Genomic DNA, 26,829 nt, shown 5'->3' with positions numbered 1-26,829 from the left:
TTGAATCATCAGGCTGCCGGTTTTGTGTTTACTTTTTCCACTTTTTCAGACCCATAGTAAATTTCCGATACAATCTTCGCCAGCGCATCGACAGTACGATACGATTCCTCCAGCGTGTTGTCTACGCCGCCAACCTCGATCAGCACGCTTTGTTCTGAAAGGGACTGGTTGTATTCTCCGTTGCCGGTAGCTGCTGTTTTCCCCCATACCCCTCGAGAGATGCCCGGGTATTCTTTCTCCAGCGCATTGTGAATTTTAGTCGCGAAAGCTTCATTCTTCTCCCAATCCGGGTTGCGATGACCGATAATGAAAAACAACTGCGCGTAGTCTTTGCCGTTAATCGTAGCTGTCGTATGCTTCCTGCGCTGCGAGTCACGGTGAACATCAAAGTAAAATTTCAGCTGCGGCTCGGCGGCCATCGCACTCTTGACCGTTTCTTTCGAATATTTATAGGATAACTCCCAACGATAGTTTTTAATCGCACTTGAATAATCCGTATTCGAATGGAGGGCGCCAATCCCAACCTCCTCTAGCTTCTCGGCCAATCTTTTACCGACTAAGGTTATATTATCCGTCTTGGAATCCGCATTGTTGTCCCCGACAGCATACCAGGATTCTCTCGGATGAGAGTGATAAATCAGCACCTTTTTTCTGCCCGCATCTGGCGTGCTGACCTCATCCTGCTTCTTGCCGTTATTGCGGGGCGGTTGTGCGGCTACAGGCGGCTTCACCGAATTGCTTTTCCCATTGCTTTTGCCTGCTTCTCCCGTCTTCGACTTGCCATCGCTGTTCCCCTGCTGGTTGGCCGCATCGCCTGCATCAGCTGCAGGCAGGGGCTGACGATCCTTCGGACCCGTATCGGTCTTGCTGCCTGTTCCGGAACGAAGCAGAACCGCGTCATCTGCTCCCAGTCCCGGAAGCTCTGAGGCAATCAAGCTACGCGGATCATGTGGATTGACATTTGTGAGCATCCGCAACATGAAAGCAGCGGTCTGGGTGCCGGAGAAGGCGCCATCCGTATTTTTCTGGCCTTCAAAAGCAGGAATTTCCATACCCAGCATACCGGTGAACATCCCGCTTGAAACCGATGAAGCGAAGCCCTTCATCGAGGACACCGGCGATGTCGAAGCCTGCTGATGAAGCATGCCGCCCAAGCCGGCTGCAATAAAAAAAATCATAGAACTGAAAGATAGCGCTGCAAATGCTTTACCCGTAACAAGAAGCTGGCGAATAGGTTCACTGCTTCCCTGACGAAATAATGTTAAGACCCATCTTTTCATTCGGACATTCCTCCAGCCTTGTCTATCGCTTTACTATCATCCTATGAGTAGAGTCAGGCTGATAGAACTGTCCACGCCTATAAAAAAGAGAGTTGTAGAATTACTAGAGCTTGCCGGATGCGAAAAACTTAAAAAACCTCCTGCAAGCTGAAAAAGGCTTGCAAGAGGCTGCACTGGTTGTCTATAGAGTCAATGCGTGTAAGCCGCAACGTTAGTGCTGTCGACAGCCTGATGAAGCGCGGCGTTAAGGCCGCTGGCAATGATGTTGCCGATGTCTTCAATAAATTCATCGACTTCCTTGGGCGTAACAAGCAGATCATGCCCCATCGGAGACAAAATTTCTCTTACGAGCTCCAATCGCTCATTCTCTTCCATTTGATCGAGCAGTCCGAGAATTTGCCCGGTATTGGAGGTCTGTGACTGGAAATGCTTCTGCATCATCTCAAAGCAGTTATTGACGATCGTGGAGGCGAACATAACGGTAGGGACACCGATTGCGATTACAGGAACCCCCATGATCTCCTCTGTAATTCCGCGCCGCTTGTTGCCGATTCCTGAACCTGGATGGATGCCGGTATCGGAAATTTGGATGGTCGTATTTACCCTTTCGATGGCTTTAGATGCAAGAGCGTCTATAGCCACGATAAAATCGGGCATGGATTGTTCGACGATTCCCTTGATAATATCGCTGGATTCAATGCCGGTTATGCCCAGAACCCCAGGGGAGACAGCGCTGACAGGCCGGTATCCGGGCGCGACATCGTTTGGCATCAGCTCAAAATAATGACGCGTAACCAGAACATTCTCCACGACAATCGGTCCCAGGGCATCGGGAGTCACGTTCCAGTTGCCAAGACCTACAATTAATGCCTTGGCGTTCTGGTGAACGCCGATCCGCTGCAAAAACAACTCGAACTGCTTGGCAAAATGAGTTGAAACCCTGTCTTGCAGACTCGAATCATGTTTGCGTAATCCGGGTACTTCGAGCGTGACATAATTTCCAATCATTTTCCCGATAGCTTGGGAGCCATGCTCATTATCAACGCTCAGGGTTGTAATTCGAATGCCGTTATCATCTAATGTCGTGGCGGAGACGCCAGGGATGACCGCGCCCCCCTTCTCAGCAATTTCCTTGGCCTCAAGCGCAAGGTCTGTGCGGACGGAAAACTGCTTTAGATCCAGATCGCTCATCTGTACTGCACCCCTCATAAAAGAAATTAATTTTAGTGTGCGCCTGTGCGTTTCTTTTATGCGAGGGGGAGAGGAACTATTGCTTTTTGGGATTGCGCATGGTAATATGTTTTAAGTTGTGTTATGTAGACATATAGTTTTTTCCTGTACAGGAGGTGAAAGCCATGCCAAACATTAAATCCGCTATCAAACGTGTAAAAACTAGCGAGAAACGCCGTGCTCTGAACGCTTCTCAAAAATCTGCACTTCGTACGGCAGTTAAAACTGCTGACCAAGCAATCGCTGGCGCTGACGCAGAAGCAGCTAAAGCCGCTCTGATCGTTGCCACGAAAAAATTGGACAAAGCCGTTACGAAAGGCCTGATTCATAAAAATGCGGCTGCCCGCAAGAAATCCCGTCTGGCGAAAAAGCTTAACGCTCTTTCGGCTCAAGCATAAGAACTTCTTCTGCATACATGCAGATTGAAATAGGTTTATGTGAGGGATACAAGCGGTACAAGGAACATAACGTTGCTTGTACCGCTTGTATTTCCGGGAAGAATGCTCACGCTGCTATGAACAGACAAGTCCTGTATCGATTCGATAAGAATCAGTACAGGACTTTTTTTATAAAAAAGAAGGGGCCTTGTTTTATGGGTATAAGTTGAATGAAAGAAACGGAAGCAGGTAGCCGGAGTGTGAAAGGATTCTGGAGAAGCGAAGCACTCGCCTTTGTTCCCGGATTTCCTCATCTACTGCCATTTATGCATGAAATCCGGGAACAACAGCGATCGGAAGAACCTTTCACACGCAGGCCTTGTCTTAGTTAACTGGCGCCCCATCTCTAAACTTCAAGCTCCCATCCTTAGCAAAAAAAGCTCCACGCCGAGCACTTTATCAATTTGCCCGGTCTTCATATGATAATCCAACTCCGCAAGACGGGACAACTCGATTGCCAGACGGCTTGCTTCATAACGGCGCGCCTTTTCTGCCGCCAGCTTCACAACATAAGGATGCAGCCCCAGATTCGACCCGATCTGCTGCGGCGTATACTGGTAGCCCTCCAGTTCCTTGATTTGGAGCATAATGCGAAACTGACGAGCCATCAGCGCCACAATTTTAATCGGTTCCTCCTTGCGCAGAAGAAGTTGCTTGTAAAGCTCCAGTGCTCTCTTGGTCTGGAACGAGGCCATTGCATCCACAAGGGCGAATACATCTTCCTCCACAGAAGGAATCGTCAGTGTATCCGCTTCATTGCGGCCGATCTTCCCGCCTTCCCCGACGTACAGACAGAGCTTGTCCACCTCCTGCGAGATCTGTTGCAAGTTGTGACCACAGCGCATCATAATCAGTTCCGCAGCACCCTCGTCAAGCTCCCGGCCTTGGGTCTGCGCCCGCTTGATCATCCAGCGCAGCAAATCATTGCCTTCCAGTTCCTGAAACATCAGCAGCACATCCAGTTCCTTGAGCCGTTTGACCAGTTTGCGCCGTTCGTCGAGCTTGTCCGCCTGCACAAGAAAAACAATCGTGCTTGTCTCGCAAGGCTCTTTCAAGTAATCAAGCAAGCGATCCGGCTGATGCTCCAGTTTGCTTTCCTTGCCAGCCGCCAGCAGCGTCTGATCACGGATCAGGATAATTTTGCGCGCAGCAAAAAATGGCAATGTCTCGGCTTCCAGAACTGCTTCCTGAATCAAAGTTTCAGCGGTATCGTATTTGACGATCCCCAGCTCTTTCTCTTCCGCATTCAGGAGCTGATCGGTCAAAAAGGTTACAAACTCTTGCATCCGGTAGCGCTCTTTGCCGTACAGAACATAGACTGGCCTTACCTGGCCGCCTCGAATTTCTTTCGTTGCACTCCTCAAATCCATCGCTATTCCTCCTTGCCCGAATACCGCAACAAAGGGATGATGCCGACTCGGCATCATCCCTTTGTCCCTGAATATCTATATAAACATTCACTAAGAGGTCCATGGTCTCTCCTGTTGAATGGTCATACGATTATCAAGGCCACAACGTTTAAGCTTCCTGATGCTATACCATACGCTGGAGTGTTACGATGTGTGCATAACAGGCTCACCCGATTTTTATTGCTTGGCTTCCGTTCCATCTTTGACATGGATCACATAATGCGAGACGTTGCCGTGGCTGTCCTTTACGTCATACCCCAATGTCAGATTGTCATCAGACCAGAGAAGATTGGAAATGACACCTTCCCTCTCCCCGCCCCTGAACAACAGCTCATTGCTGTCCGTACTGTAAATCGATACGCTCTGATCCGTTACAACTGCGCTGTACCGGCTATCAGGGGATACGGCTTGCTGGACTTGCGCAATACCGGCCAACGCCTTTTGGTCGCTGAAGATATCTGCATCAACATTCTCAGGCGGCACAAAACCCATGTCAGGGGCTTCCTGCGAATTTCGATTCGATGCCTCATCCTTGCTGCCGCCGATTTGTCCGGAATAAGAGGGAGAATGCGATCCATTGCCATCTTTTTCGGCTTTCGAATTCTGCTCATGACCTCCCGACGAATTGGACGCTGCCCCATCGGGAGATGATGCCGTCACTCGGGTGACCTGCTTTTTCGAGAGTGATTCCTGATTGGAATCACCCTTGAACGAACGAGCCTGCGGTTCAGTGGCGGGTGCGGATGCGCCGGTCTCTGCCGACTCTACACCAGCCCCTTGCTCCGCGGCATCGGTATTGAAATTCTTGGTCGGCTCATCGGATGCCATGGTTTCCTGCTGTTCCCCATTTTGAGCTTGATTCGTGTCCGAAGCTATAGAATTAGACTGCAAACTGCTATCGGCAACTCCTGCTGCGTTGCCTGCGGCATTGCTGTTCTCCGATGCTGTAGGCAAATTCTGAGGGTTATAGGTCAGCATAAAGATACCGGCTACAAGCCCTGCGGCAATGACACCGCTTAGCGCACGATAACGCTGAAACCAGCTTCTGCCGCTTCTGTCCGGCGTCTTTCTGCGCGGCAGCACAGACTCCTCCGGCTCCTGACGCTGAAGCTCAATCTGCTCAAGCCGGGGCATAATCGCATCGACCAGGCTGTAGGGGGGCGCCACTTTGGGCAAATTCTCCAGTTCAGATGACAGTAGGCTCAAGCGTTTCTGCATTTCGGCACAGTCCGGACAATCTTTCAAATGACTCATCAGAATCTCGGTTTCCCGTTCATCCAGATCCCCGTCCAGCTGTCTTTGCATATAGTCCATCACCTCTTGACAAGTCATCCTCGGACACCACCTTTCTGATAATCATGGAGTAGCGTTTGCAGCTGCTGCCTGGCCCGGAATAAATAAGACTTCACTGTATTCAATGGCAAATCAAGAGAGTCGGCAATTTCATTGTACGAGAAATCCTGCAGATACCGCAGTACGACCACCGCGCGATGATGCTCGGGCAGCTTGTCAATGGCTTCACGTATATCCTTTGCTATATAAGTGGATAATACTTCATCCTCGACATTTTGCTTTTCCTGAAACACCATTTCATGCTCGTCAATCGATACCGTCGGCTTGCTGCGCCGGAATTTGTCAATGCATATATTCGTTACGATTCGCTGTACCCAAGTCTTGAACTGGGCTTTTTCCTCGTAAGAGCCAATTTTGGTGTAAATGCGAATCAGTGCCTCCTGAGCGGCATCCATCGCATCCTGCTCATTGTTCACAATATAATAGGCTGTTCGATATACATGAGTTTCAATCTCGCGCAATAGAGTAATTAGAGCGTCGCGATCGCCCGATTGAGCGGCTCTTATGAGACCAGGCTCTACCACGAAGGATCCCCCTCTCTTGCAACCTTTCAGACGGAAAGGCTGATATGAATGTTGCAGCTTAACTTGCAAATCTTAAAATTTATTTAAAGTTTTCGGAAAAGCGCATATGAAAAGCGCTTCAACCCTATAAAACTTGCATGTTATGAACTTGCATCCTCACTAAGGATAGCAGAAAAACAGCAAAGCGTATAGAGTCGATCCCCTCTCATGATTCAATGAAAATGTTGTAAGCAAACATACGCTTACCGGCCTGTTCCGAAATGCAGAATGGTACGGGGAAGGCGGATGAACAGGCAATAGAAACTGTTTTTAAAGCGCTTCTTTAGTTGGACAGCCTGCCGTCAAGTCCGGTACGCAATTTCATGCTGTTATCCCTAATTTTGATCTGAATTTCCCCATGCTGATCCGTGCGCCATGTGAGAACTTCATGCTTGTCCAAACGCTCTGTCACCGTCGGATGCGGATGACCGTAAGTGTTGGTGCGACCTACGGATATAAACGCCGCGGCAGGTTGCCAATATTGAAGCCATTCCTCCGTTGTCGATGTCCGGCTGCCATGATGGGATAGCTTGAGCAAATCGACAGGTCCCTTGTTCTGCTGTTCCTCCTGCAGTTGATTCAGCAGAAACTTCTCAGATGCCGCCTCCATATCGCCGGCAAGCAGCAAACTCCGCCCGTACAGCTTGAGCAACAGCGCTACACTGCTCCCGTTCTGATCCTTCGCCTCCTTCACCGGCATATGCTCAAGGTCGTTAAAGTTGCACGATGTTCTGGGCCACAGTACTTCCAGCGTTGCATGAGGCTCGATCTTCATTTCTATTCCTGTGCAAGCCCGGTAAACCGGGATGCCCTTGCCAAGCGCAGTCGCCAGCAGCACCCTGGCGTCGGAAGACGGCTTGATGGTCCCGTTCCATACTATTTTTCTGATTGGAATCGTTTCGATTACTGCCTGCAGCCCTCCGATATGATCCGTATCCAGATGAGAAATAACAAGCAGATCGATCTTCTGAACCCCTCTCTTCTTTAGAAGTGGCACCACGACCTTCCGACCGACCTCGAACGGGTCTCTTCGCTCTCTCCATTCCTCGCTGTTCTTGCGAAATTTCACAGTTCCGCCACCGTCGACTAAAATATGCGCGTTTTGCGGAGTACGAATTAATATGGCATCGCCCTGACCGACATCCAAAAATTGCACGACAGCTGCTTTGTCCCAGCGTCCAGGGCTATAAGCATACACAAGCATTACGATGATCAGAACGGCTAGAGCCGCTGCCTGTATGCGCCTATTCCTGAATGTAGTGCGGCTATACCCTGTACCTGTCAGCGTGCCTTTCCCAGTGCCGAGGGGTAAGCCAAGAGGCTGTGTAGGCAGATCAACTGCCGCTCCGTCAATTGAATGATCAGCTTGCTCCTTTGGCCCGGCTTGCTCATCCCGTAGCTGCCTGCGTAACGATGCTGCTGCCGCCAGCAAATAAATGCCGACCAGTACCGCCACAAACCAGACAGCCATCCACCCAATGGATGGAGATGGCCATATAAGTTTTGTGATCGAAATTTGATCCAGAGATTCAATTGTTGTGAACGTAAATGTATTCGTTATCCGTGCGAGCCATGCGGCAGCTTCTCCAAGCGGTTGCCAGATGAGGGATAACAGCAGAGATACTGTGCCCAGGGGCAGGCTAACCGAGCTGATGACAGGCACAAGCAACAGATTGGCGGGCAGTGAGAGCAAGTTGTATGTGTTGAAGTAATAGATCGTCAGCGGGAAGGAAATTAACTCGGCTACGATCGATACGGCCGTCATATCGAGCACCCACCTGCCCCGCTTCCAGTCTGGAAGCGCTCTGCGTAGTCGCGGCACGCCAAGAATCAGTCCTGCGGTCACCAGAAACGAAAATTGAAAGCTGACGTTCTCCAGCATATACGGCTCAACAATAAGCATTGCAAGCCCGGCGAAGGCCAGAATATGCAGACCGTCCTTGAGCATGTGGCGCTTGGCTGCTATAAGGCCAATTACCGCCATTAACCCCGCTCGCGTCACCGATGGCGTCGCTCCGGCAAGCAGCACATAGATGGGGACGGCAACGATCAGCACATTCATCGTGCTCTCTTTCGTCATTCTAAACAGGCGCATCGCCAAAGTCAGCCCATAAAGAAACACGCCGACATGAAGTCCGGAGATGGCAAGGATATGGCTCATCCCAAGTCCGGAAAACTGTTGAAATTGCGCAGGGTCCATGTCTTCTCTCATCCCGATGACAAGTCCCTTCATATAGCCGGCATGTTGGCCCGAATAGAGCCTGTCCAGTCGTTCAGCCAACCATCCTCTCGCCTGGTCGACTGTTCCCAGCATCGCAGGCAGCGTCCAGTTGCTGGTCGTCCGGGTGGAAATCGCTTGCGCTCCCTGCACTTTGAACAGCCAATGTATCCGCTTTGAATGCAGATAGCGTCTGTAATCGAAACCGCCGAAGTTCGTCGCTTCCGCAGGCAACTGAAGCTCCCCCGAAACCTCTATTTGGTCTCCCCGCCTCCATCCTGCCGCAATCTCCCGCTCTTCTTCCTGAAAAAGTTTGACTTGTACCAGCATTCGTTCCTTCATTTCCCGAGGCTGCTTCTCTCTATTCAAGAGAGATACCAAAATGTGGAAACTTGCCCGATCTCCGTCCACCGCAACCGGAGAAACAATTGTACCGGTCAGTTTGGCTCCCGCAGTAAAAGAAGCATCTATCCGCGCTTCCACTGCTTCCCCTGCAAATTCCTCCAGCGCTGTCACGTTTCGCATATCCACAAACGTTCGCTCTCCCACAGCAAGCGCAAAGGCTGCCAGACAAATAAAGGCAAGCCTTCGCCCTGTATAGCCCAATAGTGCCAGCCCAGCCAGAAAAAAAGCCAAGGCAATACCAAGCAGCAGCACGGCAGAACTGGTGAGCGAAGCTGCCGCCGCGCTCCCCGCCACCCAGCAGACAACAAACCATACCAGGGGTCTTTTTGACATCATCATTTCACCTCATTCCAGCTCATCTACACTCCCATATGGGAAGCCAAAGCTGACCTCTATGAACAAACAGCAGCACAAAAAAACACCTCTCATACCCATCCATTGATGTGTAAAGAGGTGCTTCCCCAATTCCATATTCAAATTGAATTTTTCAAGAACGTCCGTTGATCAGGCTTGAACGTCCATCACCGTCTGCGGCGGCGGAGAATAATGATGGAGACTGCGAAACAAAATCCCTTTCTGCTCCATCAGGCGGACAACCTTCTCGCTATCCTTTTTATAAGCACGATGATAAACAATTTCCTTGACTCCGCTGTTTGCAAGCATATTGGCGCAAGTCCAGCACGGCTGGTCCGTTACATATACAGTCGAGCCTTCACGGTGAATGCGATCTGTGAAGAGCAACAGGTTCTGCTCCGCGTGAATGGTGCGGATACAGCGCTGTTTCTTGATGACCTGCTCCTGCCCGCTCTGGTGCTGCAGTTCATATTCCTCGACAATCATGCAGCCTTCCTCCGAGCAATCCGGTGAACCGGAGGGCGCTCCGTTATAGGCGGTTCCCATCAGGTTCTTCCCTTGGACGAGAACGGCTCCCACATGCCTTCTCGGACAGCGTGACCGTGTGGAGGCCATATATGCGATGTCCATAAAATACGTATCCCAATCTTTGCGCGCAGCTTCTTGGCTTGCCATAATCGTTAAACTTCCTTTCCTTACCCGCAGGCCAGCATTCCTGCATATAAATCTTGAACTTAGGCCTGGCTAGCCTCAATCGCCAGCCCGAGCTCATAAATAATATCATCAATGGATTCCGTACCAATCGATAGGCGAATCAGTCCCGGCGTTACTCCGGCAGAAAATTGCTCCTCTTCGCCCAGTTGCTGATGCGTAGTGCTTGCCGGATGGATAATCAGGGACTTGGAATCGCCCACGTTAGCCAGGTGAGAGAACAACTTAATGGAATTGATCAACTTCTTGCCTGCTTCCAGTCCGCCTTTAATTTCGAAGGTCAGAATGGCGCCCTGTCCATTCGGCAAATATGTTTGCGCGAGCGCAAATGAGGAATGGCTGGGCAGTCCGGCATAATTTACCCATTCAACCGCTTCATGCTGCTCCAGATATTCGGCTACTTTCAAGGCGTTGGAGCTGTGACGCTCCATTCTCAGATGCAGCGTCTCTATGCCCTGCAACAGAAGGAACGCATTGAATGGAGACAATGCCGCGCCCATATCCCGAAGCAACTGCACACGGGCTTTAATAATATATGCGATCGCCCCAAGCGCCTCGGTATAAACAAGGCCATGATAGCTCGGATCAGGCTGGGTCAGCCCCGGGAACTTGTCATTTTGCGACCAGTCGAACTTCCCGCTGTCTACAATAACACCGCCGATGGAAGTTCCGTGCCCACCCATAAACTTGGTTGCGGAATGGACGACAATATCTGCGCCATGCTCAATCGGGCGGCACAGGTACGGCGTCGGGAATGTATTGTCGACGATAAGCGGAACCCCGTTCTCATGGGCAATTTCAGCAATCGCTCTCAAATCCGCAACATCGCCTTTAGGATTTCCAATGCTTTCTACAAACACCGCTTTTGTTTTATCCGTAATGGCTTTGCGGAAGTTTTCCGGGTCGGACGGATCTGCAAAGTTTACCTGGATGCCGATTTTAGGCAATGTCGTGGAAAACAGGTTGTATGTACCGCCATAAATACTCGTTGCGGATACGATCTCGTCCCCGGCTCCAGCAATATTCAGGATGGAATACGTAATAGCTGCAGAACCGGAAGCAACAGCGAGCGCTCCCGCGCCGCCTTCCAGTGCGGCTACCCGCTGCTCCAGCACATCGGTAGTCGGGTTCATCAGACGAGTATAAATATTGCCAAACTCTTTTAACGCAAACAAATTGGCGGCATGCTCGGTGTCGCGAAAACCGTAAGAAGTTGTCTGATAAATTGGAACCGCTCTGGACATGGTGGCAGGGTCGATCTCCTGACCGCCATGGATAGCAAGAGTATCAAATGATTGCTTTCTTTCCTCTGTCATCAGTGGTACGCCTCCTTGAATTAACGAAATAGAGTTATAGTGGAATCATTTTCGCTTAACGCTCTCATCGGCGACTGGTGAAAAAAGTCATGCTGGCAAACCTGGTACTATTTTCTCATAATCCGGGATAGACGACAATGCTGTTTTTGATTTTTTCCAGCATTTTCGACCCGATCCCCTTTACTCTGATAATATCTTCGACAGAACGGAATGGGCCATTGCGTTTGCGATCATCTACAATGGCCTGCGCTTTGGCTGGACCAATACCGGGAAGCGCAATCAAATCTTCTGCCTGCGCCTTGTTCAGGTTCAGCCTGCCCTCGGCGTCCACAAGCGGCTCAGCGGGCGCTGATTGCGCGGCACGCTCTGGCTGTGAGTTATCAGTAGTTGTACTGGCGGCTCCCACGGCGCCAGATGAAGAAGCATCGCCTGTGCTACTTGCTGGAGGACTGATCTCCGTGCTTGCAGCTTCTTCTCCACTCGCTTTCTCCAGACCTTGCCCGGATGCTGCAACTGCCTGATTCGTTGCAGCATCCGCTTTGCCAATGAGGCCTGGACCAGATTTCGAGAGCGGTTCATCGTATGCTGCAAGAGCGGCCTCCAGCTGATTGTCCAGACGCAGCCACTGCTCGCTTTCTTCTCCGTTCCTTTCCCATAATGCCATAATGAGCAGCAGCAGCGCTGCCAAAACAATACGGTCGCCGCCGCTTTGGCCTTTACCGCTGTATTCATTTTATTGTGCATCCTCTTCATCCCTCGCCGTCATTGGTTGGATTGAATCACGAAACAACTTTAAACAAAAAGTTTGCAAATATTTGATCATCTCTGCCAAGCAGGCAGTCATAAGGTATTAAGAGCAGCGTATGAAACGCGTCGTGTAAAGGAGGGATTTACAATGAACATCGGATTTATCGGAACCGGAAGCATGGGCAGTCTGCTAATTGATTCCTTTATTCAATCAAAAGCTCTGCTCCCGGGGCAAATCAAGGCAGCCAACCGCTCCTTCACAAAGGTCGAAAGTCTGGCTGCCAGGCATCCGGGCTTGCAGGCTGTTGCTTCGAATCTGGAAGCTGCGGCAGACAGCGATCTTATATTTCTATGTATCAAGCCGCTTGATTATAAAAAGGTACTGGACGAAATAAAGGCCAGCGTGCAGCCGGAACAAATGATCGTCTCGATCACAAGTCCAGTGCTTCTGGCCCAATTGGAAGACTATGTACCTTCTAAAGTAGCGAAGGTCATTCCCAGTATTACAAATTATACACTTAGCGGCGCTTCATTGTGCATTTACGGCAGCCGAACAAGCGAGGAGGATCACCGTAGACTGGAGACGCTGCTAGGCTACATCAGCCAGCCGCTGCGAATCCAGGAACGCTACACCCGCATCGTGTCCGATTTATCCAGCTGCGGCCCGGCTTTCTTCGCCTTTTTGCTGCAAAAATTTGTCGATGCAGCCGTAGAAGAAACCGGCATCAATCACGGTGAAGCCGTAGTTCTTGCCAGCAATATGCTGCTCGGTACAGGCAAGCTGCTGACAGAAGGCGGATTCACACCTTTGGAACTGCAATCCAGGGTATCCGTTCCCGGCGGCATTACCGCCCAGGCGCTCCAGATGCTCGATAACGAGCTGGAAGGTGTGTTCAACCGGCTCGTCCGAACGACCCACGCCAAATATAATGAGGATGTCGAGAAAGTAACAGCAGCTTTCTATGAAGAAAAGATTAAAGGCCCCTGACCTCTCGCATAGCCGTCAAACGTAAGCGTTTCACGCCCGCCGCGCACAGCGGCATCCCATTTGAAAAAGCAGTGTACGCCAACTACGACGTATGCTGCTTTTTCTATAGCCGGTCTGTACAGGCCGAAATGAGTCTACTAAGACACAACGATATTAACAAGCTTGCCTTTCACGGCAATGACCTTGCGGATAGTTTTGCCCGCGATCGCATCTTGAACCTTGGCGGATTCTTTCGCTTTTTCCTCCAAGCCCTGCTCATCCAGATCGGCAGCGACGGATAGGCGCTCGACGATTTTGCCGTTCACCTGAACGACAATTTCAACCTCCTGGTCAACTGTCCAGGCTTCGTCGTATTGCGGCCAGCTTACATAAGAGATAGACCCTTCATGACCAAGCTTATTCCACAGCTCTTCTGCAATATGCGGCGCCACAGGCGAGAGCAACTGCACAAAGTTCTCCATGGCCGCCCGCGGCAGCTCATCGCTCTTGTATGCTTCATTCACAAAAATCATCAATTGGCTAATTGCCGTATTGAAGCGAAGATTGTCGTAATCATCCGTAACCTTTTTGATCGTGCGATGCCACACGCGCTTGAACGCTTCGCTGCCTTCGCCCTCTGCAATTTTCGGGTTAAGCGCACCATCCTCACCGATGAACAGACGCCATACCCGGCTAAGGAAGCGATAAGAGCCCTCTACTCCGTTCGTGTTCCAAGGCTTGGTTGCTTCCAGCGGCCCCATGAACATTTCATACAATCTGAGCGTGTCCGCGCCATATTCATTTACAATTTCGTCCGGATTGATGACATTGCCACGCGACTTGCTCATTTTCTCATTGTTTGTTCCCAAGATCATACCCTGGTTAACAAGTTTGTGGAACGGCTCCTTCGTCGACACGATACCAATATCGTATAGCACCTTATGCCAGAAACGGGCATAGAGCAAGTGCAGCACCGCATGCTCGGCTCCCCCGATATACAGGTCAACCGGCAGCCACTCTTCCTGCTTCTCCTTGGAACAAATCTCATCCTGGTTGTGCGGATCGATAAAGCGCAGGTAATACCAGCAGCTTCCCGCCCACTGCGGCATGGTGTTCGTCTCGCGGCGCGCCTTCATGCCGGTCTCCGGATCAATCGTCTCTACCCAGTCCGTCACGACAGCAAGCGGCGACTCCCCGGTTCCCGATGGTGTAATCTGATCGACGTCAGGCAGTACGAGCGGCAGCTCTGACTCCGGCACCGGCTTCATTGTGCCGTCTTCCAGATGCAAGATCGGAATCGGCTCGCCCCAATAGCGCTGGCGGCTGAACAGCCAATCGCGCAGACGATAAGTCACTTTGCCGGAGCCTTTGCCTTCCTTCTCCAGCCAACTGATTATTGCGGCAATTGCCTCTTCATTGTTCAGACCGTCCAGCAGACCGGAGTTGATGTGCGCTCCGTCGCCGGAATACGCTTCTTTCTCCACATCTCCGCCTTGAACGACCTCGATAATCGGCAAATTGAACTGCTTGGCAAATTCCCAGTCGCGCTGATCGTGTCCAGGCACCGCCATAATAGCCCCGGTGCCGTATCCTCCAAGCACATAATCCGCAATCCAGATCGGCGTTTTCGCGCCATTAACCGGGTTGATCGCATAAGCGCCGGTAAATACGCCTGTCTTGTCCTTGGCCAGGTCGGTACGCTCCAGATCGCTCTTGCGCGATGCCGCCTCCTGATACGCTTCAATAGCCTGACGCTGCTCGGCGGTCGTAATCTTGGCAACCAATTCATGCTCTGGAGCAAGCACGCAATATGTCGAACCAAATAACGTATCCGGCCGGGTCGTAAATACAACCAGCGATTCGTCATGACCATCAATGGCAAAGGTCACTTCCGCTCCCTTGGACTTGCCGATCCAGTTGCGCTGCATATCCTTAATGCTCTCGCTCCAGTCCAGCTCTTCCAAATCCTCAAGCAGGCGCTCTGCATAAGCGGTAATTTTCAGCATCCATTGGCGCATCGGACGGCGGATAACCGGATGGCCTCCACGCTCGCTGAGGCCGTCAATGACTTCTTCATTAGCCAGTACGGTACCCAGAGCCGGACACCAGTTGACCGGAACCTCTGCCACGTACGCGAGGCCGCGGTTGTAAAGCTGGATGAAAATCCACTGTGTCCACTTGTAGTAGTCAGGATCTGTCGTGCTGAATTCCCGGTCCCAGTCATAGGAGAAGCCAAGCGACTTGATCTGGCGGCGGAAATTATCGATATTCTTGAACGTAATGTCACGCGGATGCTGCCCCGTATCAAGCGCATGTTGCTCGGCAGGCAATCCAAATGCGTCCCATCCCATTGGATGGAGAACATTATAGCCTCTCATTCTTTTATAGCGCGATACGATGTCGGTAGCCGTATAGCCTTCCGGGTGTCCTACATGCAAGCCTGCTCCGGACGGATAAGGAAACATATCCAGAGCGTAAAACTTGGGCTTCCCGGCATCCTCGGTCGTTTTGAAGGTTTTATCCTCATCCCAGTAACGCTGCCATTTCGGTTCGATGATAAGGGGCTGATACCCCTGCTGGCGTTCTTCACTCATTTCTAATTGCCTCCTTGATTCAAGCATAAAACGGCTGCCGCTGTTCGGAATTCAGGACAGCTTGCGTCGGACGGCTTTGCCGTCCATTGAAGAAAAAAAGCTTCATTTCCCTTAAAAATATAACCCGTCAAGCGTAAACGGCTTTGCTGTCCCTGGACGGACAAAGCTTCGTTTCGCGTAGTAAATATAAGCCATTTATAAATGTAAAACTTATAAATTCTTATATTTTCAAAAAAACCTCCCATCCTTAGCTCATCAGCTAGGGACGAGAGGCTATTCCCGTAATATCACCCTAGTTTGCACGGACATGCTCTGTCTGTGCTCACTTTACTTACCTTACCGCAAGTCTGACAAGCTTGAGCATCCGTCGCGGCATACGAAGCTGCCGCTGCCGGCGAAGTTTGTCTGATCGATGCCATAGTTAATATTATCTGTATTTTAAAAACAGATGGGAAACATGTCAAGTCCGCGGCTCCTTGAGCGCTGCAAAAAACAGTCGCTCCGTCATCGCATCGGGCGCTTCCAGACGGAAATCACCAAACTGCTCCACCTTGGCAAACCCGGCGCGCAGCAGCGCCCCGGTGAGCCAGGCCGGTTCATAGGCACGCTGAATATGCACCTCATCAATCCGCTGAAACAGTGAATCGCGCTCTGCCCCTTCTCTTGCGAAAATGGACAGATGATGTTCGATTTCACAACGCTGCTCATCAAGCTCACTCGTCCATATGTAGGCGATATCCCGCTCATCGAGAACAAAAGGCTGCTCCACGGCATACCGCTTGAGTTGGCTCGGCGGATGCACATCGAACAGGAATACGCCCCCATCCTTGAGCGAGCGGAAAGTGGCGGCAAACATTGCCTCCACATCCTCCGACTCCGTCAGGTAGTTCAGGCAGTCGCAAAAGGAAATCACGCTGTCTACCTGCTCCGGCAGCTCCCAATCCCGCATATCCTGCTGCAAAAATGTCACCGAGCCGCTCTGCGAGCGAATCGCCGGCTGGTGTCCCGCCTCCCACTTACTGCGTGCGACGGACAACATGTTAGCCGATAAATCTATGCCATAGACATCAAAGCCTGAACGTGCCAGCGGAATGGCAATGCTCCCTGTACCGCAGCCGATATCGGCCACAGACTTCGGCATCCCGTAGCGTTCCCAGCACTGGCGGGCGAAGCTCAGCCATTCCGGGTAAGGCATGTCCTCCATCAGCCGGTCATAGACAGATGCAAATTGTCGATAGGCTCGCATGGCTTGACCTCCTTATGACTGCTGATCCGATCCCTGTCCGGTAGCCGCATCTTCGGTCAGATATGTCCAACTGCCTTCCTGACGCACCCTGCCGTCACGCATCAGTTTGCCGAGCGCACGCTTGAAGGCCGATTTGCTGATGCCGAATTTCTGCTTGATGACATCGGCAGGCGTCTCGTCCGAATAAGGCATCGCTCCCTTCGGACGCTCCTTGAGGAAGTTGAGGATTGTATCGGCATCCTCGACCCGTCCAATCTCTTTGCGCGGCGCCATGGACAGATTGACGCGGCCGTCCTCACGAATGTGGGTAATCCGCGCTTTGACCCGCTCGCCAAGCCTCAGCGTCCCGCTCCGCTCGACTGCCGGAATCATTCCGTAGACGCCAAACCCGACAACTCCGCCGTCCACCACAACAAAAGAGCCCATCTGCAGAGTCTTGGTCACCCATCCCTCAACCCAGTTATTGCGCCATGACTCCGGCGCAGGAAAGACCAATGGCGCAAGGTCAGGCTCGATCGCCGCCTTCGCTACCAACCGCCCGCTCTTGTCATGGGCCAGCTTGACGAATACCTCGTCTCCGCGCTGCGGACGATATTCCCGTTTCTCCGGCAGTTCGGACAATGGCAGCAACAGCTGGCGGCCAAGCCCAATCTCCAGGAAACAGCCCAGGCGCGGATTAATATCCGCTACTTTAAGCCGGGCCAGTTCGCCAAGAATAATCAGCGGCTTACGCATCGTCGCTGCCGGACGGTCCTCCGTATCAAAGAACAAAAACACATCAACCTCATCGCCCGGCTCCGGACGCTGACCGATAATTTCACTGTAATGGAGCAGTACGTCCTGCTCCCCATCCGTCAGAAAGAAGCCGTTTGGCGGTACCTCCCTGGCTACTTTCAACTTCACAATCGTTCCGGCAACAAGACTCATACGAACTCCACAACCTTCGCATCCGACCACAAACGCTCAATATTGTAATAGTCCCGCTCATCGCGGTGAAACACATGGACAACTACATCGCCAAGGTCAACGAGCACCCAGCGCGCAGAATCAAAGCCTTCGATGCCGCGCAAACGGCCGCCTTTTTCTTCGACCCGTTTGCGGATTTCGGTTGTGATTGCCTGTACCTGCGTATCCGAATTACCTTGACAGATAACGAAATAATCTGCCACCAGCGAGATGCCCTTCAAATCCAGGGCCACGATTCGTCCGGCTTTTTTGTCATCAGCCGCTTCTGCGGCAATTTGCATAATTTGATCCGGGTTTAATGTCAAAAGCTCAGCCTCCTAAATATTTAATTCGTATTTTTAATTCCTGCCAACAAATCATTTCGTGCCAGCACCGTTAACGGATATATTTTTTTCTTTTTTTCCATTAAAAAACCGAGTGTGGTATCAAATCCAGCGACGAGCGCTTCATCCAGATCGTTCTCGGCGACACTGCGGATGTCGTCAACACCTGGAAACTGGCGACCCGGTTCGATCAGGTCAGCGAGCCAAACAACCTTCTCCAGCAAGGTCATCCCTTCGCGGCCTGAGGTATGATAGCGGATTGCGCCAAGCACCTCATCATCCTCAACCCCATAATCTCGCCTGGAGATATAAGCTCCGGCATGCGCATGCCATAGCTCCTTGTCATAGTTCAGCACATCCGTGAAGAGGCCTTCCTCGCGGATCGCCGCTTCCATCTTGTCCACTTTCCAAAACTTGGCCACATCATGCAAAATCGCGGCAAGCTCGGCCTTCGCCGGGTCTGCTCCAAACCGGCGCGCCAATATGACTGCCGTACCCATAACGCCCTGAGTATGCACCCAGCGGCGCTCCGGCATTTGCTCGCGTACCGTAGCGATTAGTGTTTCCAGGTCCAACGCCTTACGACCCATACAGACCATTCCTTTGTATAAATTGGAACACCTTGTCCGGTGTCATAAACCGGATTGAACGTCCATCGTGGACACGCTGACGAATATCGGTTGAGGAAAAATCCACCTGCGGCATCTGGCAACGCCGGATGCTGTTTTGCAGAAAATCAGGCAGGCTGTCTGCAAGTACAGGCGTACCCGGACGATCGAGTGCAATAAAGGTGACATGCTGAGCCAGCTCTTCAATCCGGTGCCACTTGGTCAAATCATTGACTCTGTCCGCTCCGATGATAAAGGAAAATTCCCTGCCCGGATAAAGCACTTTCAGCTCGGCAATCGTATCGATCGTATAAGAAATCGTCTCCCGATCCAGCTCAATATCAAGCGCACGAAAATGAGGCTGAAAATCAATTGCCCGGTATACCATCTCCAGCCTCTCCCTCGCGCCCGCCTTGGGAGCATTCGACTTGAGCGGAGGATTACCGGCTGGAATGAACCACACTTCGTCCAGATTGCAAGCCTCCCTTGCCGACTCTGCCGCAAGCAAGTGGCCGTAATGAATCGGGTCAAAGGTGCCGCCCATCAAACCAACCTGAATCAACGGCTTCTCCTCCTTTCCCTGTCCTGAGTCAGTTATGGAAGTTCGATCGTCTTGTGCTTCTTCGACTCCTTGTACAGCACAATCGTTTTGCCGATGACCTGAACGAGTTCAGCGCCTGATCCTGCAGCAAGCTCGGGACCGATCTCCTTCGGATCTTCTCCGCAATTATTAAGCACGGATACTTTGAGCAGCTCGCGCGTTTCAATCGCCTCCTCGATGTGACGAATCAAATGGTCATTCGTGCCGCCTTTTCCGACCTGAAATATGGGCTGCAAATGATGTGCGAGCGAGCGCAAGTAGCGCTTTTGTTTTCCCGTAAGCATGAAGTTGTTTCCTTCTTTCATTATCCGATTTATTCAATTCTTATCCCGCGCGTTCGGGCATTGCAATGTTACTAGAATGCTACTAGGGTTGGCTCCCGCCAAGCGCCTCAAGGACGCAGCTTCTCATTGCCGATACCGGAGCGGGCGTGCCTGTCCAATATTCGAATGCGAAAGCGCCTTGGTAAATAAACATGCCCAGACCCCCATGAACTCGACAACCACGCCCTCGCGCTTCTTGAAGGAAGCGGGTCTCGAGCGGATTGTAGATCAAATCGCTGGCAATGGCTCCTTCCCGCAGCCATGCCGCTTCCGCCGGTATGCCATCCGTATGAGGATACATACCGACACTTGTTGTATTAATAATCAGGTCTGCATCCGCACAAAGTTCAGGAAGTTTGTCCCACTCACCCGCATAAACATCAGCACGGCTACTGAAATCACCTGCCAATTGAACAGCCCGTTCCGCTGTCCGGTTGGCAACTGCAATTGGTCCAACCTTCTCCTGAATCAAGCCGTAAATGATACCTCGCGCCGCGCCTCCGGCGCCAAAAATAAGCACGCGCTTGCCCGCAAGGTCAGACTCGACTTCCTCCTTCAAGGAACGGACATAGCCGATGCCGTCGGTGTTGTAGCCTGTCAGCCGCCCGTTATCATTGACAATCGTATTGACTGCCCCTATCGCAAGCGCGCTGTCATCGATATGATCCAGATGCTGCATCACATCGAGCTTGTGGGGGATCGTGACATTCACCCCTCGAATCCCCATCGCCCTGACGCCCCCGATAAAATTTGCAAGCTGATCCGGGACAATATGAAAAGCTGTATAAATGCCGTTAATTCCTGTCTCCTTAAATGCGCGATTCATCATTAGCGGAGACTTGGAATGGCGGATCGGGTCCCCGATTACCCCATACAATACTGTGTGGCTGTCCACTTTGTTTCCCTGCTGCACCGTCATCCGTTCTCCTTTGCCATGGGCCCCAAATTAGATTAGCGATTCCCGAAGGAGCACCTTTACGCCTTTGGGAAGATGCAGCTCAACTTGAGCGCCTGTCATTGAATTTGCCTTGATCCAGCCAAGTCCTGAGATGAATAGATCATAGTTCTTGCCGCGGGGGATTCGCACCGAATGGCGTGTCCACGCAGGCAGCTCATGAAGCTCAGACTCGTCCGGCGGTACCAGCAATCCGCCGCGGTGCTCGACATATAGCTCATCAGCCCGCTCCAGCTTGGTGCGGTGCACCTTCAATCCTTCGGACAGGTAAATGGTAAAGGATTGACGCTCCCCTTCCACAAAGTCAAAACGCGCGAGCGCCCCGAAAAACAGCGTCTGGCGCGGGTTCAGCTGAAATACAAGCGGCTTGAGCGTCTGTTCGGGCAACAGCGCCTTCAACACGGTTTTCGGCACGATCTCTGTAAAGCGCGAAGGATAAACAATTCCCGGTGTATCAATAATGAACTTGCCGTCATCAATCGGAATGCGGACCGCATCCAGCGTCGTTCCAGGATAGCGGGATGTCGTCAGTTCATTGTCGAGGTCGCTATAATCCCGAATGAGCCGGTTGATCAGAGTAGATTTGCCGACATTGGTCGCTCCGACAACATAGACGTCCCGGCCTTCCCGGTAATATTCAAGTGCTTCGACAACCCGTTCAAAGCCCAGATTGCGCTTGGCGCTGCACAGTACGACATCAACTGTTTTCAGTCCTTGAGCTTTGGCCTGCTGCTGCACCCAGTTGCGCAGACGGTTCAAATTAACGGCTTTGGGCAGCAAATCTACCTTGTTTACAACGAGCAGCACCGGATTGGCGCCGACAAATCGTTGCAGACCAGAAATCAGGCTGCCTTCAAAGTCGAATAAATCAACAATATGAATGACAAGGCTATCCGTAGCCGCAATGCTGCCGAGCAGCCGCAGAAACTCGTCATTATCTACGGCAACAGACGCCGCTTCATTGTAATTTTTAATTCGGAAGCACCGTTGGCAGATCGCCGGCTCCCGTTCTTTTGCCGATCCCGGTATATAACCGAGTTTTTCTTTGTCTTGCGATTGCAGCTGTACTCCACAGCCCGCGCACGAACCGGTGGGGTCAAGCTTCACATACTCTGTCACTTCTGTTCCTCCTTGGGCCATAGCCCTTTTTTACGCAGCCGGGACAACGCCACCTTCTCGATCTGCCGATTCACCCTTGTCATGATGCCTTCATCCTTAAGAGAGATCGGAGCTACAAGTATGGTATACAGCCCCATCCGTCGTCCACCCAGCATATCAGTAAGCATTTGGTCACCGATGACGACTGTTTGCTCCGGATTCAAATCCATCATCTTGAGCGCCTGCCTGAATGCACGGCTGGTCGGCTTGCGGGCGGCATGAATAAAGGGAATACGGAGCGGGTTGGCAAACTTGGCCACTCTGGTCTCGTTGTTATTGGATACGATTACAACCTGAAACCCGCGCTGTTCCACATCTTTAAGCCAAACTATCAATTCCGGTGTCGCCAAAGGGTCCTTGGCTCCAACCAGCGTATTATCCAAATCGGTAATGATGCCCTTAATTCCCTGCGTCTTCAACTGATCCAAATGAATATCATAAATGGTATTTACGATCATGCTGGGAAGCAATCGTTCAAACATTACGTCGACTCCCTGACTAATTTATTGTTCTTTCATAGGACAAACTATACCACAATTGCCGAATTTGTTGCAAAGCAGAAAACCGGCCTCGTCCTAAAATGACGATGCCGGTCTTCGGTTATTTGGCTAAATGCGCTCGCGAACGGTCTTGATCAGCGCGATAAACTGCTTCATTTCCCCTTCGGAGGCAGGTATACCGCTGTATTTTGCTTGTTCAAATTGCCTCAAAACCTCCGTCAGTTCCTGCTCCAGCAGCGCACGCCTGTCTATCCAGGCGGAAAGGCTCTCCCGCGCTGTATCATGTTCAGAGAACGGCAAGCCCTTTCTTTTACCATAACGAAGCAATCGTTCTGTCTCCCAAGCAATCCGCTGGCTCGGGGTGAACCTTCGGAACCGGTAACGGATCAGGGAATCAATAATCTGGCGTCTCCGGTAAATCGCAAACACCGCAAGTCCGGCAAGAATGGCAAGCCCTGTATAACCAACCCAATTGCTATTCGCCGTCTCCTCCTCGAGCTGGACTGTTTCAACATCCGGCGTTGTCTCCGGGATGTCAAGCTGCTGCTGTGTATCGCTCTCAGCCTGGGCGTACGGGAAAGTAAAACCTGCGGTCGGTTCAAACGGAATCCAGCCGTACCCTTGAAAATAAGCCTCTACCCAGGAATGGGCATCCGCATTGCGGACGGTATACGTACCCGAACCGGTCGGATCAACGGTGAATGGCTGCTGGTACATCATCTGATCCAGCGGCAGCACGCCTGGGGCATAGCCCTTGACCCAGCGGGTAGGGACGCCAATAACCCGGCCCATGACAGCAAGCGCGCTGGAATAGTAGTCGCAGTAACCTTCCATAACCTCAAACAGAAAAGCATCCACAAAGTCGGCGCTTTTGCGCTTGGTAATGTCCGGCGTATTGGTGTAGGTAAAATTCGTTTTCAAGTAGTCCTCAAGACTTCTCATTTTTTCATAAGGCGTCCTGGCATCCGCCGTAATCTGGAGCGTTAATTCCCTGACCCTGTTCGGCAATCCCTCAGGCACCTGCAAATACATCTGATTCAACTGGGCGTTGCCAAGAATGGCTTCCGCTTTGTTCAGTCCTTCCTCATCCAGCACAGGGAGACTGGATACGAGGGTGTACGTTTCGGGATAAGGCGTATCCGGGTCTTCCTCCGGCCAGCGCAGCTCCCATGATAACGAGTGCCATGACAGACGGCCCGGCAGACGTTCCCTATCCTCGCCATAACCAATGGACTTGATCTGCTGGATCGGAGCCGCTCCAAACAATACCGGGAACGGGTCTTTACGCACCATTTTGACCGTCTGCGTCACCTCAATCCGTCCCTTGCTGCCATCAGCTCCGTTCTCAAGCGGGAGCAACTGCTCCTTTGACAGGCCGATTAACGAGGGCTCGCGACGCTCGGCACTGGTTTTTCTCCAGCCGTCCCCCGAGTAAAAGGACTTCGTCTCTCCGCGCCAATAGCTGCGGCGATTCGTTGTAATCTCCATAACCGTCGAATAATCAAAGTCAAATCCTCCACCTAGCGATTCATCCTGCCGGCTGTAGCCTGAGCGGCTGTCTCTGGTCTTTACGGAAGGATTGGGACTGCCCTTGTCGCCTACAAACGACGGGACGGAGTGTCCTCTGGACTCCATCCAGACCGTATACGGGTCCTTTAGAATCGGCGCAATGGAAGGCACAAACAGACCAGAGGACATTACAATCGCAATAATCAGCAGCGTCGGCACAAGAATCGAAACCGGGTAGGAGCGAAGATGATTCCAGCTGTCCGGATGCTTGGACTGGAATTGGGTAAAATGATCCGCGACAAGCCATATCAGGCCGAGAAAAATGGACCAGGCGATGTTATCCCATAGCGGCAGCGGCGTAAAGGAATCCGCAATAAGCAGCACGGTCAAGATCATGGCCGTCAACGTAATGATTTGCTGGCGCGTTGCAGCCCAGTTGCTCATCCCCTGATACGCTACCCAGACCATCATGCTAATCCAGAAGTAAGGATGCAACTGATTAAAATTGTAAATTAGCCCGTCCCACCATGACGTGTCTCCCGAAAAAGAGACGCTGTCGAGCGGCGTCCACCTGAACTTGGTGACAACCACATTAATGCCAACTACCAGTACACCCTGAAAAAGCAGACGGAGTATACGCGGCACAGGCAGTAAAATTTCCGTTAGCATTACCGCTATTAATGTACCGTGAACGATAGCAAACGTCTCGTCCCACCAATAGCCGTCGAGTACTTCAAAGCACTGCCAAAGCAGCAGGCCGACAAACAAGAAGGACATTCGTCTGACCCAGCCCTGCGACTTGCCGGCGAGATCGGTTCTAAACGGTATAAGCACGTTGTCCGCCTCCCTCCAGCACTGCAGGAAGCTCCTGCAAGCTCTTCACCTTGTAAAACGACCAGCCTTTGCGCAAAATAAATTGTTGCCACTGCTCATCTGCAGCAGCCGAATCTACTGTACTGTCCATATAGACCAGGCAAGGAACCAGTCCCTTGCGATCCAGCAGCTGCATGGCGCGAATAACCGGCTCACCGCCCTGCGGACTGACGATAATGGCCAGCGAGCCTTGCGGCATACTGCTGTCTGCCTGTTGCAGAGCCTGAAACAACGGAAGCCGGGCATTGGAGGCGACACCGACCAAATGGTTCATGATATCGCTGCGGTGATCGAAAGTTGAGCGGGGCTCCCACAGCTCAGGCTGCAATCCTACCGACACAAAACCCATCGCATTCTCGTTGCGAAGGCCAAAATCGAATAAGGAGGCGGCGGTGGACACAGCAAGCTCAAACAGTTCCGGCCTGTTGTAGACGACGGAGCTACGATCCAATACTACTATGGAACGGGGCATGGCCTCGCGCTCGAACTCCTTTGACTTCCATTTCCCCGTGCGCGCTGTAGCGTTCCAATGAATGCGGGACAAACGGTCGCCGTACAGATAGTCCCTCACGCCATTGATTTGGGTAGTTTCTTTGGAAGAACGGGCCGCGGCAGTATGGGAATAAGGTCCTCTCATTCCCAGGCGCAGCTGGCTCCAACTGCGTATGGCCACGGTTTTGGGAAGAACCCGGAATGAATCTTCAGAGCTGAATTCACCGGTATGCTCAATGAGGCCGAAGATATCCTTGGTTGAACATAATGTCTGAGAAAAATGATAATTGCCTCTTTGCAGCGGCGGAGTCAAGTAATTTACTGTCCCGCTGCGCTTGAAATCCGGCACGAACGATACTTCAAATGGAAGGTCTTTACCGCCCTGTCTGACAAGACGCTCGCGGAGCAGCACATAGGGAATCGGCCAGTAGCCCGGAATTTTCACCCGCAACTGCACCTCAAGACGGCTCCCGGCCGTTAGCGAAGGACTGGCAGAATTGTTGTGCATCACTCTTCGTTCTCCCTGTACCCGCTTGATGCCGCTCCAGCGTCCAAGTCCGAGATACAGCAGCAATACATTCAGGATCAAAAATACCATTAGTGAAGCCTTGCCTCCCTGAAAGAGCAGAAATACAAGCGCACTCAAATAGATGGAGGCGACGACCCACCAGCGGACGTTTGGCGTATGCGTATGAGAGCTGTTCATTTTACCGCTCCAACCGGACCGGAACCTTCGTTTGACCCACGATATCATTCAAAATATCAAGCGGGGTAACTCCGTTAATTCTGGCCTCGGCTTGCAACAGCAAACGGTGCTCCAGAACTGCCGGGACAAGCTCCTTGACATCATCCGGAATCACATATTGGCGATCATCCAGAAAGGCGTGGGCCTTGGCCGCAGCAAGCAGAGACAATGCGGCGCGCGGGCTCGCTCCAAGCTGCACGGCAGCATGGCTTCTTGTCCTTCTGATAATTTGGACAAGGTAGTCTGCTATGGCGTCATCCACATGAATATTCCTGACTTTGGCCTGGAGCCTGACGATGTCCTCGATTGAAGCTACCTGTTCCAACTGCTCCGCCGGTCGCCCATTGTGGTGCAGCAGCAGCATCTGCTTCTCAGTCTGCTCGTCGGGATAACCGAGTGTCAGCTTCATCATAAAGCGATCAAGCTGCGCTTCCGGCAAAATATATGTGCCTTCAAACTCAATCGGATTTTGGGTGGCAAAAAGCAAAAAAGGAACGGGAAGCTCGTGTGTGAACCCGTCCACACTTACGCGGCGCTCCTCCATTACTTCAAGAAGAGCGGATTGCGTCTTGGTAGTTGCGCGGTTAATCTCATCAGCCAACACGATATTGGCCACAACCGGGCCGGGACGAAACTGGAAGGCCTCCTCCTTCGGATGATAGATGGAGACGCCCGTAATATCTGTTGGCAGCAAATCGGGATTGCATTGTATGCGGCGGAACTGGCCCCCTATTGAACGGGCAAGCGATTTAACAAGCTGGGTCTTCCCCGTGCCCGGAACATCCTCAAGCAACACATGACCTCCGGCCAAGAGAGCCGTAAGCAGTCTTGAAATTTCTTTCGATTTACCCAGGATACTGGATTCCAGATTATTTCGGATAAGAGCACAAATTTTCAGATCTTCAATGTGATGGTTCAAGTAAATCCCTCCCGGTAGTAGTTACAG

24 protein-coding genes are annotated in these 26,829 nt (G+C 51.7%); 2 read left to right on the top strand and 22 right to left on the bottom strand.

The annotated features are described in order from the left end of the window. Positions 1-8: 8 nt before the first annotated feature. Together JFN88_RS17905 and gpr are read right to left on the bottom strand one after the other, a co-directional pair. The gene (locus JFN88_RS17905) at positions 9-1,280 is read right to left on the bottom strand and encodes a stage II sporulation protein P (protein WP_199020663.1); all 1,272 of its coding nucleotides are present in this window, start codon (positions 1,278-1,280) and stop codon (positions 9-11) included. 189 nt (positions 1,281-1,469) lie between these two features. Next, positions 1,470-2,471 (bottom strand): GPR endopeptidase, encoded by a 1,002-nt coding sequence (gene gpr / locus JFN88_RS17900; RefSeq protein WP_199020662.1) that lies wholly within the window; start codon positions 2,469-2,471, stop codon positions 1,470-1,472. 164 nt (positions 2,472-2,635) lie between these two features. Between gpr and rpsT the strand changes: the two genes are divergently transcribed. After that, entirely contained in the window at positions 2,636-2,908 is a 273-nt protein-coding gene (gene rpsT, locus JFN88_RS17895; protein WP_199020661.1) for a 30S ribosomal protein S20, read from the top strand. Positions 2,909-3,300: 392 nt separating this feature from the next. On the opposite strand, the gene holA is transcribed toward rpsT, so the two are convergent. The 7 genes from holA to JFN88_RS17860 form a co-directional block, all read right to left on the bottom strand. After that, entirely contained in the window at positions 3,301-4,317 is a 1,017-nt protein-coding gene (gene holA / locus JFN88_RS17890; protein WP_199020660.1) for a DNA polymerase III subunit delta, read from the bottom strand. Positions 4,318-4,533: 216 nt separating this feature from the next. Continuing rightward, positions 4,534-5,688 carry an anti-sigma factor family protein gene (locus JFN88_RS17885; protein ID WP_199020659.1) on the bottom strand — a complete coding sequence of 385 codons (1,155 nt, stop codon included), beginning with the start codon at positions 5,686-5,688 and terminating at the stop codon, positions 4,534-4,536. Beyond that, entirely contained in the window at positions 5,685-6,233 is a 549-nt protein-coding gene (locus JFN88_RS17880) for an RNA polymerase sigma factor (protein WP_199020658.1), read from the bottom strand. Before JFN88_RS17880 ends, JFN88_RS17885 begins: the two co-directional genes overlap by 4 nt. A 322-nt stretch (positions 6,234-6,555) precedes the next feature. Beyond that, positions 6,556-9,228, bottom strand: a complete 2,673-nt coding sequence (locus JFN88_RS17875) for a ComEC/Rec2 family competence protein (RefSeq protein ID WP_199020657.1) — start codon at positions 9,226-9,228, stop codon at positions 6,556-6,558. Between the two features lie 171 nt (positions 9,229-9,399). Beyond that, entirely contained in the window at positions 9,400-9,924 is a 525-nt protein-coding gene (locus JFN88_RS17870; RefSeq protein ID WP_199020656.1) for a deoxycytidylate deaminase, read from the bottom strand. 59 nt (positions 9,925-9,983) lie between these two features. Then, on the bottom strand, positions 9,984-11,276 hold the full coding sequence (locus JFN88_RS17865; protein ID WP_199020655.1) for a homocysteine synthase: 1,293 nt from the start codon (positions 11,274-11,276) through the stop codon (positions 9,984-9,986). Positions 11,277-11,391: 115 nt separating this feature from the next. After that, positions 11,392-11,964 (bottom strand): ComEA family DNA-binding protein, encoded by a 573-nt coding sequence (locus JFN88_RS17860; protein WP_199020654.1) that lies wholly within the window; start codon positions 11,962-11,964, stop codon positions 11,392-11,394. Positions 11,965-12,171: 207 nt separating this feature from the next. Between JFN88_RS17860 and comER the strand changes: the two genes are divergently transcribed. Then, entirely contained in the window at positions 12,172-13,011 is an 840-nt protein-coding gene (gene comER, locus JFN88_RS17855; protein ID WP_199020653.1) for a late competence protein ComER, read from the top strand. Between the two features lie 137 nt (positions 13,012-13,148). Here the strand turns inward: comER and leuS are convergent, their stop codons facing one another. The 13 genes from leuS to JFN88_RS17790 form a co-directional block, all read right to left on the bottom strand. After that, positions 13,149-15,584, bottom strand: coding sequence for a leucine--tRNA ligase (leuS, locus tag JFN88_RS17850; RefSeq protein ID WP_199020652.1), 2,436 nt, complete (start codon positions 15,582-15,584; stop codon positions 13,149-13,151). Between the two features lie 460 nt (positions 15,585-16,044). After that, positions 16,045-16,830, bottom strand: a complete 786-nt coding sequence (locus JFN88_RS17845; RefSeq protein WP_199020651.1) for a class I SAM-dependent DNA methyltransferase — start codon at positions 16,828-16,830, stop codon at positions 16,045-16,047. A gap of 12 nt (positions 16,831-16,842) precedes the next feature. After that, the gene (locus JFN88_RS17840; protein WP_199020650.1) at positions 16,843-17,757 is read right to left on the bottom strand and encodes a CvfB family protein; all 915 of its coding nucleotides are present in this window, start codon (positions 17,755-17,757) and stop codon (positions 16,843-16,845) included. After that, positions 17,754-18,077 carry a ribosome silencing factor gene (gene rsfS, locus JFN88_RS17835; protein WP_379168129.1) on the bottom strand — a complete coding sequence of 108 codons (324 nt, stop codon included), beginning with the start codon at positions 18,075-18,077 and terminating at the stop codon, positions 17,754-17,756. Before rsfS ends, JFN88_RS17840 begins: the two co-directional genes overlap by 4 nt. 44 nt (positions 18,078-18,121) lie before the next feature. Further along, a complete protein-coding gene (gene yqeK / locus JFN88_RS17830; RefSeq protein ID WP_233168013.1) occupies positions 18,122-18,709 on the bottom strand; it encodes a bis(5'-nucleosyl)-tetraphosphatase (symmetrical) YqeK in 588 nt (195 codons plus the stop codon). Beyond that, positions 18,699-19,286 carry a nicotinate-nucleotide adenylyltransferase gene (nadD, locus tag JFN88_RS17825; protein WP_199021292.1) on the bottom strand — a complete coding sequence of 196 codons (588 nt, stop codon included), beginning with the start codon at positions 19,284-19,286 and terminating at the stop codon, positions 18,699-18,701. The genes yqeK and nadD overlap by 11 nt, the downstream gene beginning before the upstream one ends. A gap of 35 nt (positions 19,287-19,321) precedes the next feature. After that, a complete protein-coding gene (yhbY, locus tag JFN88_RS17820) occupies positions 19,322-19,612 on the bottom strand; it encodes a ribosome assembly RNA-binding protein YhbY (RefSeq protein ID WP_199020648.1) in 291 nt (96 codons plus the stop codon). Between the two features lie 82 nt (positions 19,613-19,694). Further along, positions 19,695-20,570, bottom strand: a complete 876-nt coding sequence (gene aroE / locus JFN88_RS17815; RefSeq protein ID WP_199020647.1) for a shikimate dehydrogenase — start codon at positions 20,568-20,570, stop codon at positions 19,695-19,697. A gap of 27 nt (positions 20,571-20,597) precedes the next feature. Beyond that, a complete protein-coding gene (yqeH, locus tag JFN88_RS17810; RefSeq protein ID WP_199020646.1) occupies positions 20,598-21,746 on the bottom strand; it encodes a ribosome biogenesis GTPase YqeH in 1,149 nt (382 codons plus the stop codon). After that, on the bottom strand, positions 21,722-22,246 hold the full coding sequence (locus JFN88_RS17805) for a YqeG family HAD IIIA-type phosphatase (protein WP_199020645.1): 525 nt from the start codon (positions 22,244-22,246) through the stop codon (positions 21,722-21,724). Before JFN88_RS17805 ends, yqeH begins: the two co-directional genes overlap by 25 nt. A gap of 126 nt (positions 22,247-22,372) precedes the next feature. Next, positions 22,373-24,607 (bottom strand): DUF4129 domain-containing transglutaminase family protein, encoded by a 2,235-nt coding sequence (locus tag JFN88_RS25025; RefSeq protein WP_199020644.1) that lies wholly within the window; start codon positions 24,605-24,607, stop codon positions 22,373-22,375. After that, positions 24,591-25,844, bottom strand: a complete 1,254-nt coding sequence (locus JFN88_RS17795) for a DUF58 domain-containing protein (protein WP_199020643.1) — start codon at positions 25,842-25,844, stop codon at positions 24,591-24,593. The genes JFN88_RS25025 and JFN88_RS17795 overlap by 17 nt, the downstream gene beginning before the upstream one ends. Before the next feature lies 1 nt (position 25,845). After that, positions 25,846-26,802 carry an AAA family ATPase gene (locus JFN88_RS17790; RefSeq protein ID WP_199020642.1) on the bottom strand — a complete coding sequence of 319 codons (957 nt, stop codon included), beginning with the start codon at positions 26,800-26,802 and terminating at the stop codon, positions 25,846-25,848. Positions 26,803-26,829: the final 27 nt, after the last annotated feature.

It is taken from the genome of Paenibacillus roseus (assembly GCF_016424485.1).
GTDB lineage: Bacteria > Bacillota > Bacilli > Paenibacillales > Paenibacillaceae > Paenibacillus_D > Paenibacillus_D roseus.
The sequence above is the reverse complement of the archived record's forward strand: the minus strand, read 5'-3'. Positions and strand labels throughout refer to the sequence as shown.

Coding starts and splice junctions, on each gene's coding strand:
- JFN88_RS17905 (WP_199020663.1), bottom strand. CDS start 1,280: ATGAAAAGATGGGTCTTAACATTATTTCGTCAGGGAAGCAGTGAACCT.
- gpr (WP_199020662.1), bottom strand. CDS start 2,471: ATGAGCGATCTGGATCTAAAGCAGTTTTCCGTCCGCACAGACCTTGCG.
- rpsT (WP_199020661.1), top strand. CDS start 2,636: ATGCCAAACATTAAATCCGCTATCAAACGTGTAAAAACTAGCGAGAAA.
- holA (WP_199020660.1), bottom strand. CDS start 4,317: ATGGATTTGAGGAGTGCAACGAAAGAAATTCGAGGCGGCCAGGTAAGG.
- JFN88_RS17885 (WP_199020659.1), bottom strand. CDS start 5,688: ATGACTTGTCAAGAGGTGATGGACTATATGCAAAGACAGCTGGACGGG.
- JFN88_RS17875 (WP_199020657.1), bottom strand. CDS start 9,228: ATGTCAAAAAGACCCCTGGTATGGTTTGTTGTCTGCTGGGTGGCGGGG.
- JFN88_RS17870 (WP_199020656.1), bottom strand. CDS start 9,924: ATGGCAAGCCAAGAAGCTGCGCGCAAAGATTGGGATACGTATTTTATG.
- JFN88_RS17865 (WP_199020655.1), bottom strand. CDS start 11,276: ATGACAGAGGAAAGAAAGCAATCATTTGATACTCTTGCTATCCATGGC.
- comER (WP_199020653.1), top strand. CDS start 12,172: ATGAACATCGGATTTATCGGAACCGGAAGCATGGGCAGTCTGCTAATT.
- leuS (WP_199020652.1), bottom strand. CDS start 15,584: ATGAGTGAAGAACGCCAGCAGGGGTATCAGCCCCTTATCATCGAACCG.
- JFN88_RS17845 (WP_199020651.1), bottom strand. CDS start 16,830: ATGCGAGCCTATCGACAATTTGCATCTGTCTATGACCGGCTGATGGAG.
- JFN88_RS17840 (WP_199020650.1), bottom strand. CDS start 17,757: ATGAGTCTTGTTGCCGGAACGATTGTGAAGTTGAAAGTAGCCAGGGAG.
- rsfS (WP_379168129.1), bottom strand. CDS start 18,077: ATGCAAATTGCCGCAGAAGCGGCTGATGACAAAAAAGCCGGACGAATC.
- yqeK (WP_233168013.1), bottom strand. CDS start 18,709: ATGGGTCGTAAGGCGTTGGACCTGGAAACACTAATCGCTACGGTACGC.
- yhbY (WP_199020648.1), bottom strand. CDS start 19,612: ATGCTTACGGGAAAACAAAAGCGCTACTTGCGCTCGCTCGCACATCAT.
- aroE (WP_199020647.1), bottom strand. CDS start 20,570: ATGACGGTGCAGCAGGGAAACAAAGTGGACAGCCACACAGTATTGTAT.
- yqeH (WP_199020646.1), bottom strand. CDS start 21,746: ATGGCCCAAGGAGGAACAGAAGTGACAGAGTATGTGAAGCTTGACCCC.
- JFN88_RS17805 (WP_199020645.1), bottom strand. CDS start 22,246: ATGTTTGAACGATTGCTTCCCAGCATGATCGTAAATACCATTTATGAT.
- JFN88_RS17795 (WP_199020643.1), bottom strand. CDS start 25,844: ATGAACAGCTCTCATACGCATACGCCAAACGTCCGCTGGTGGGTCGTC.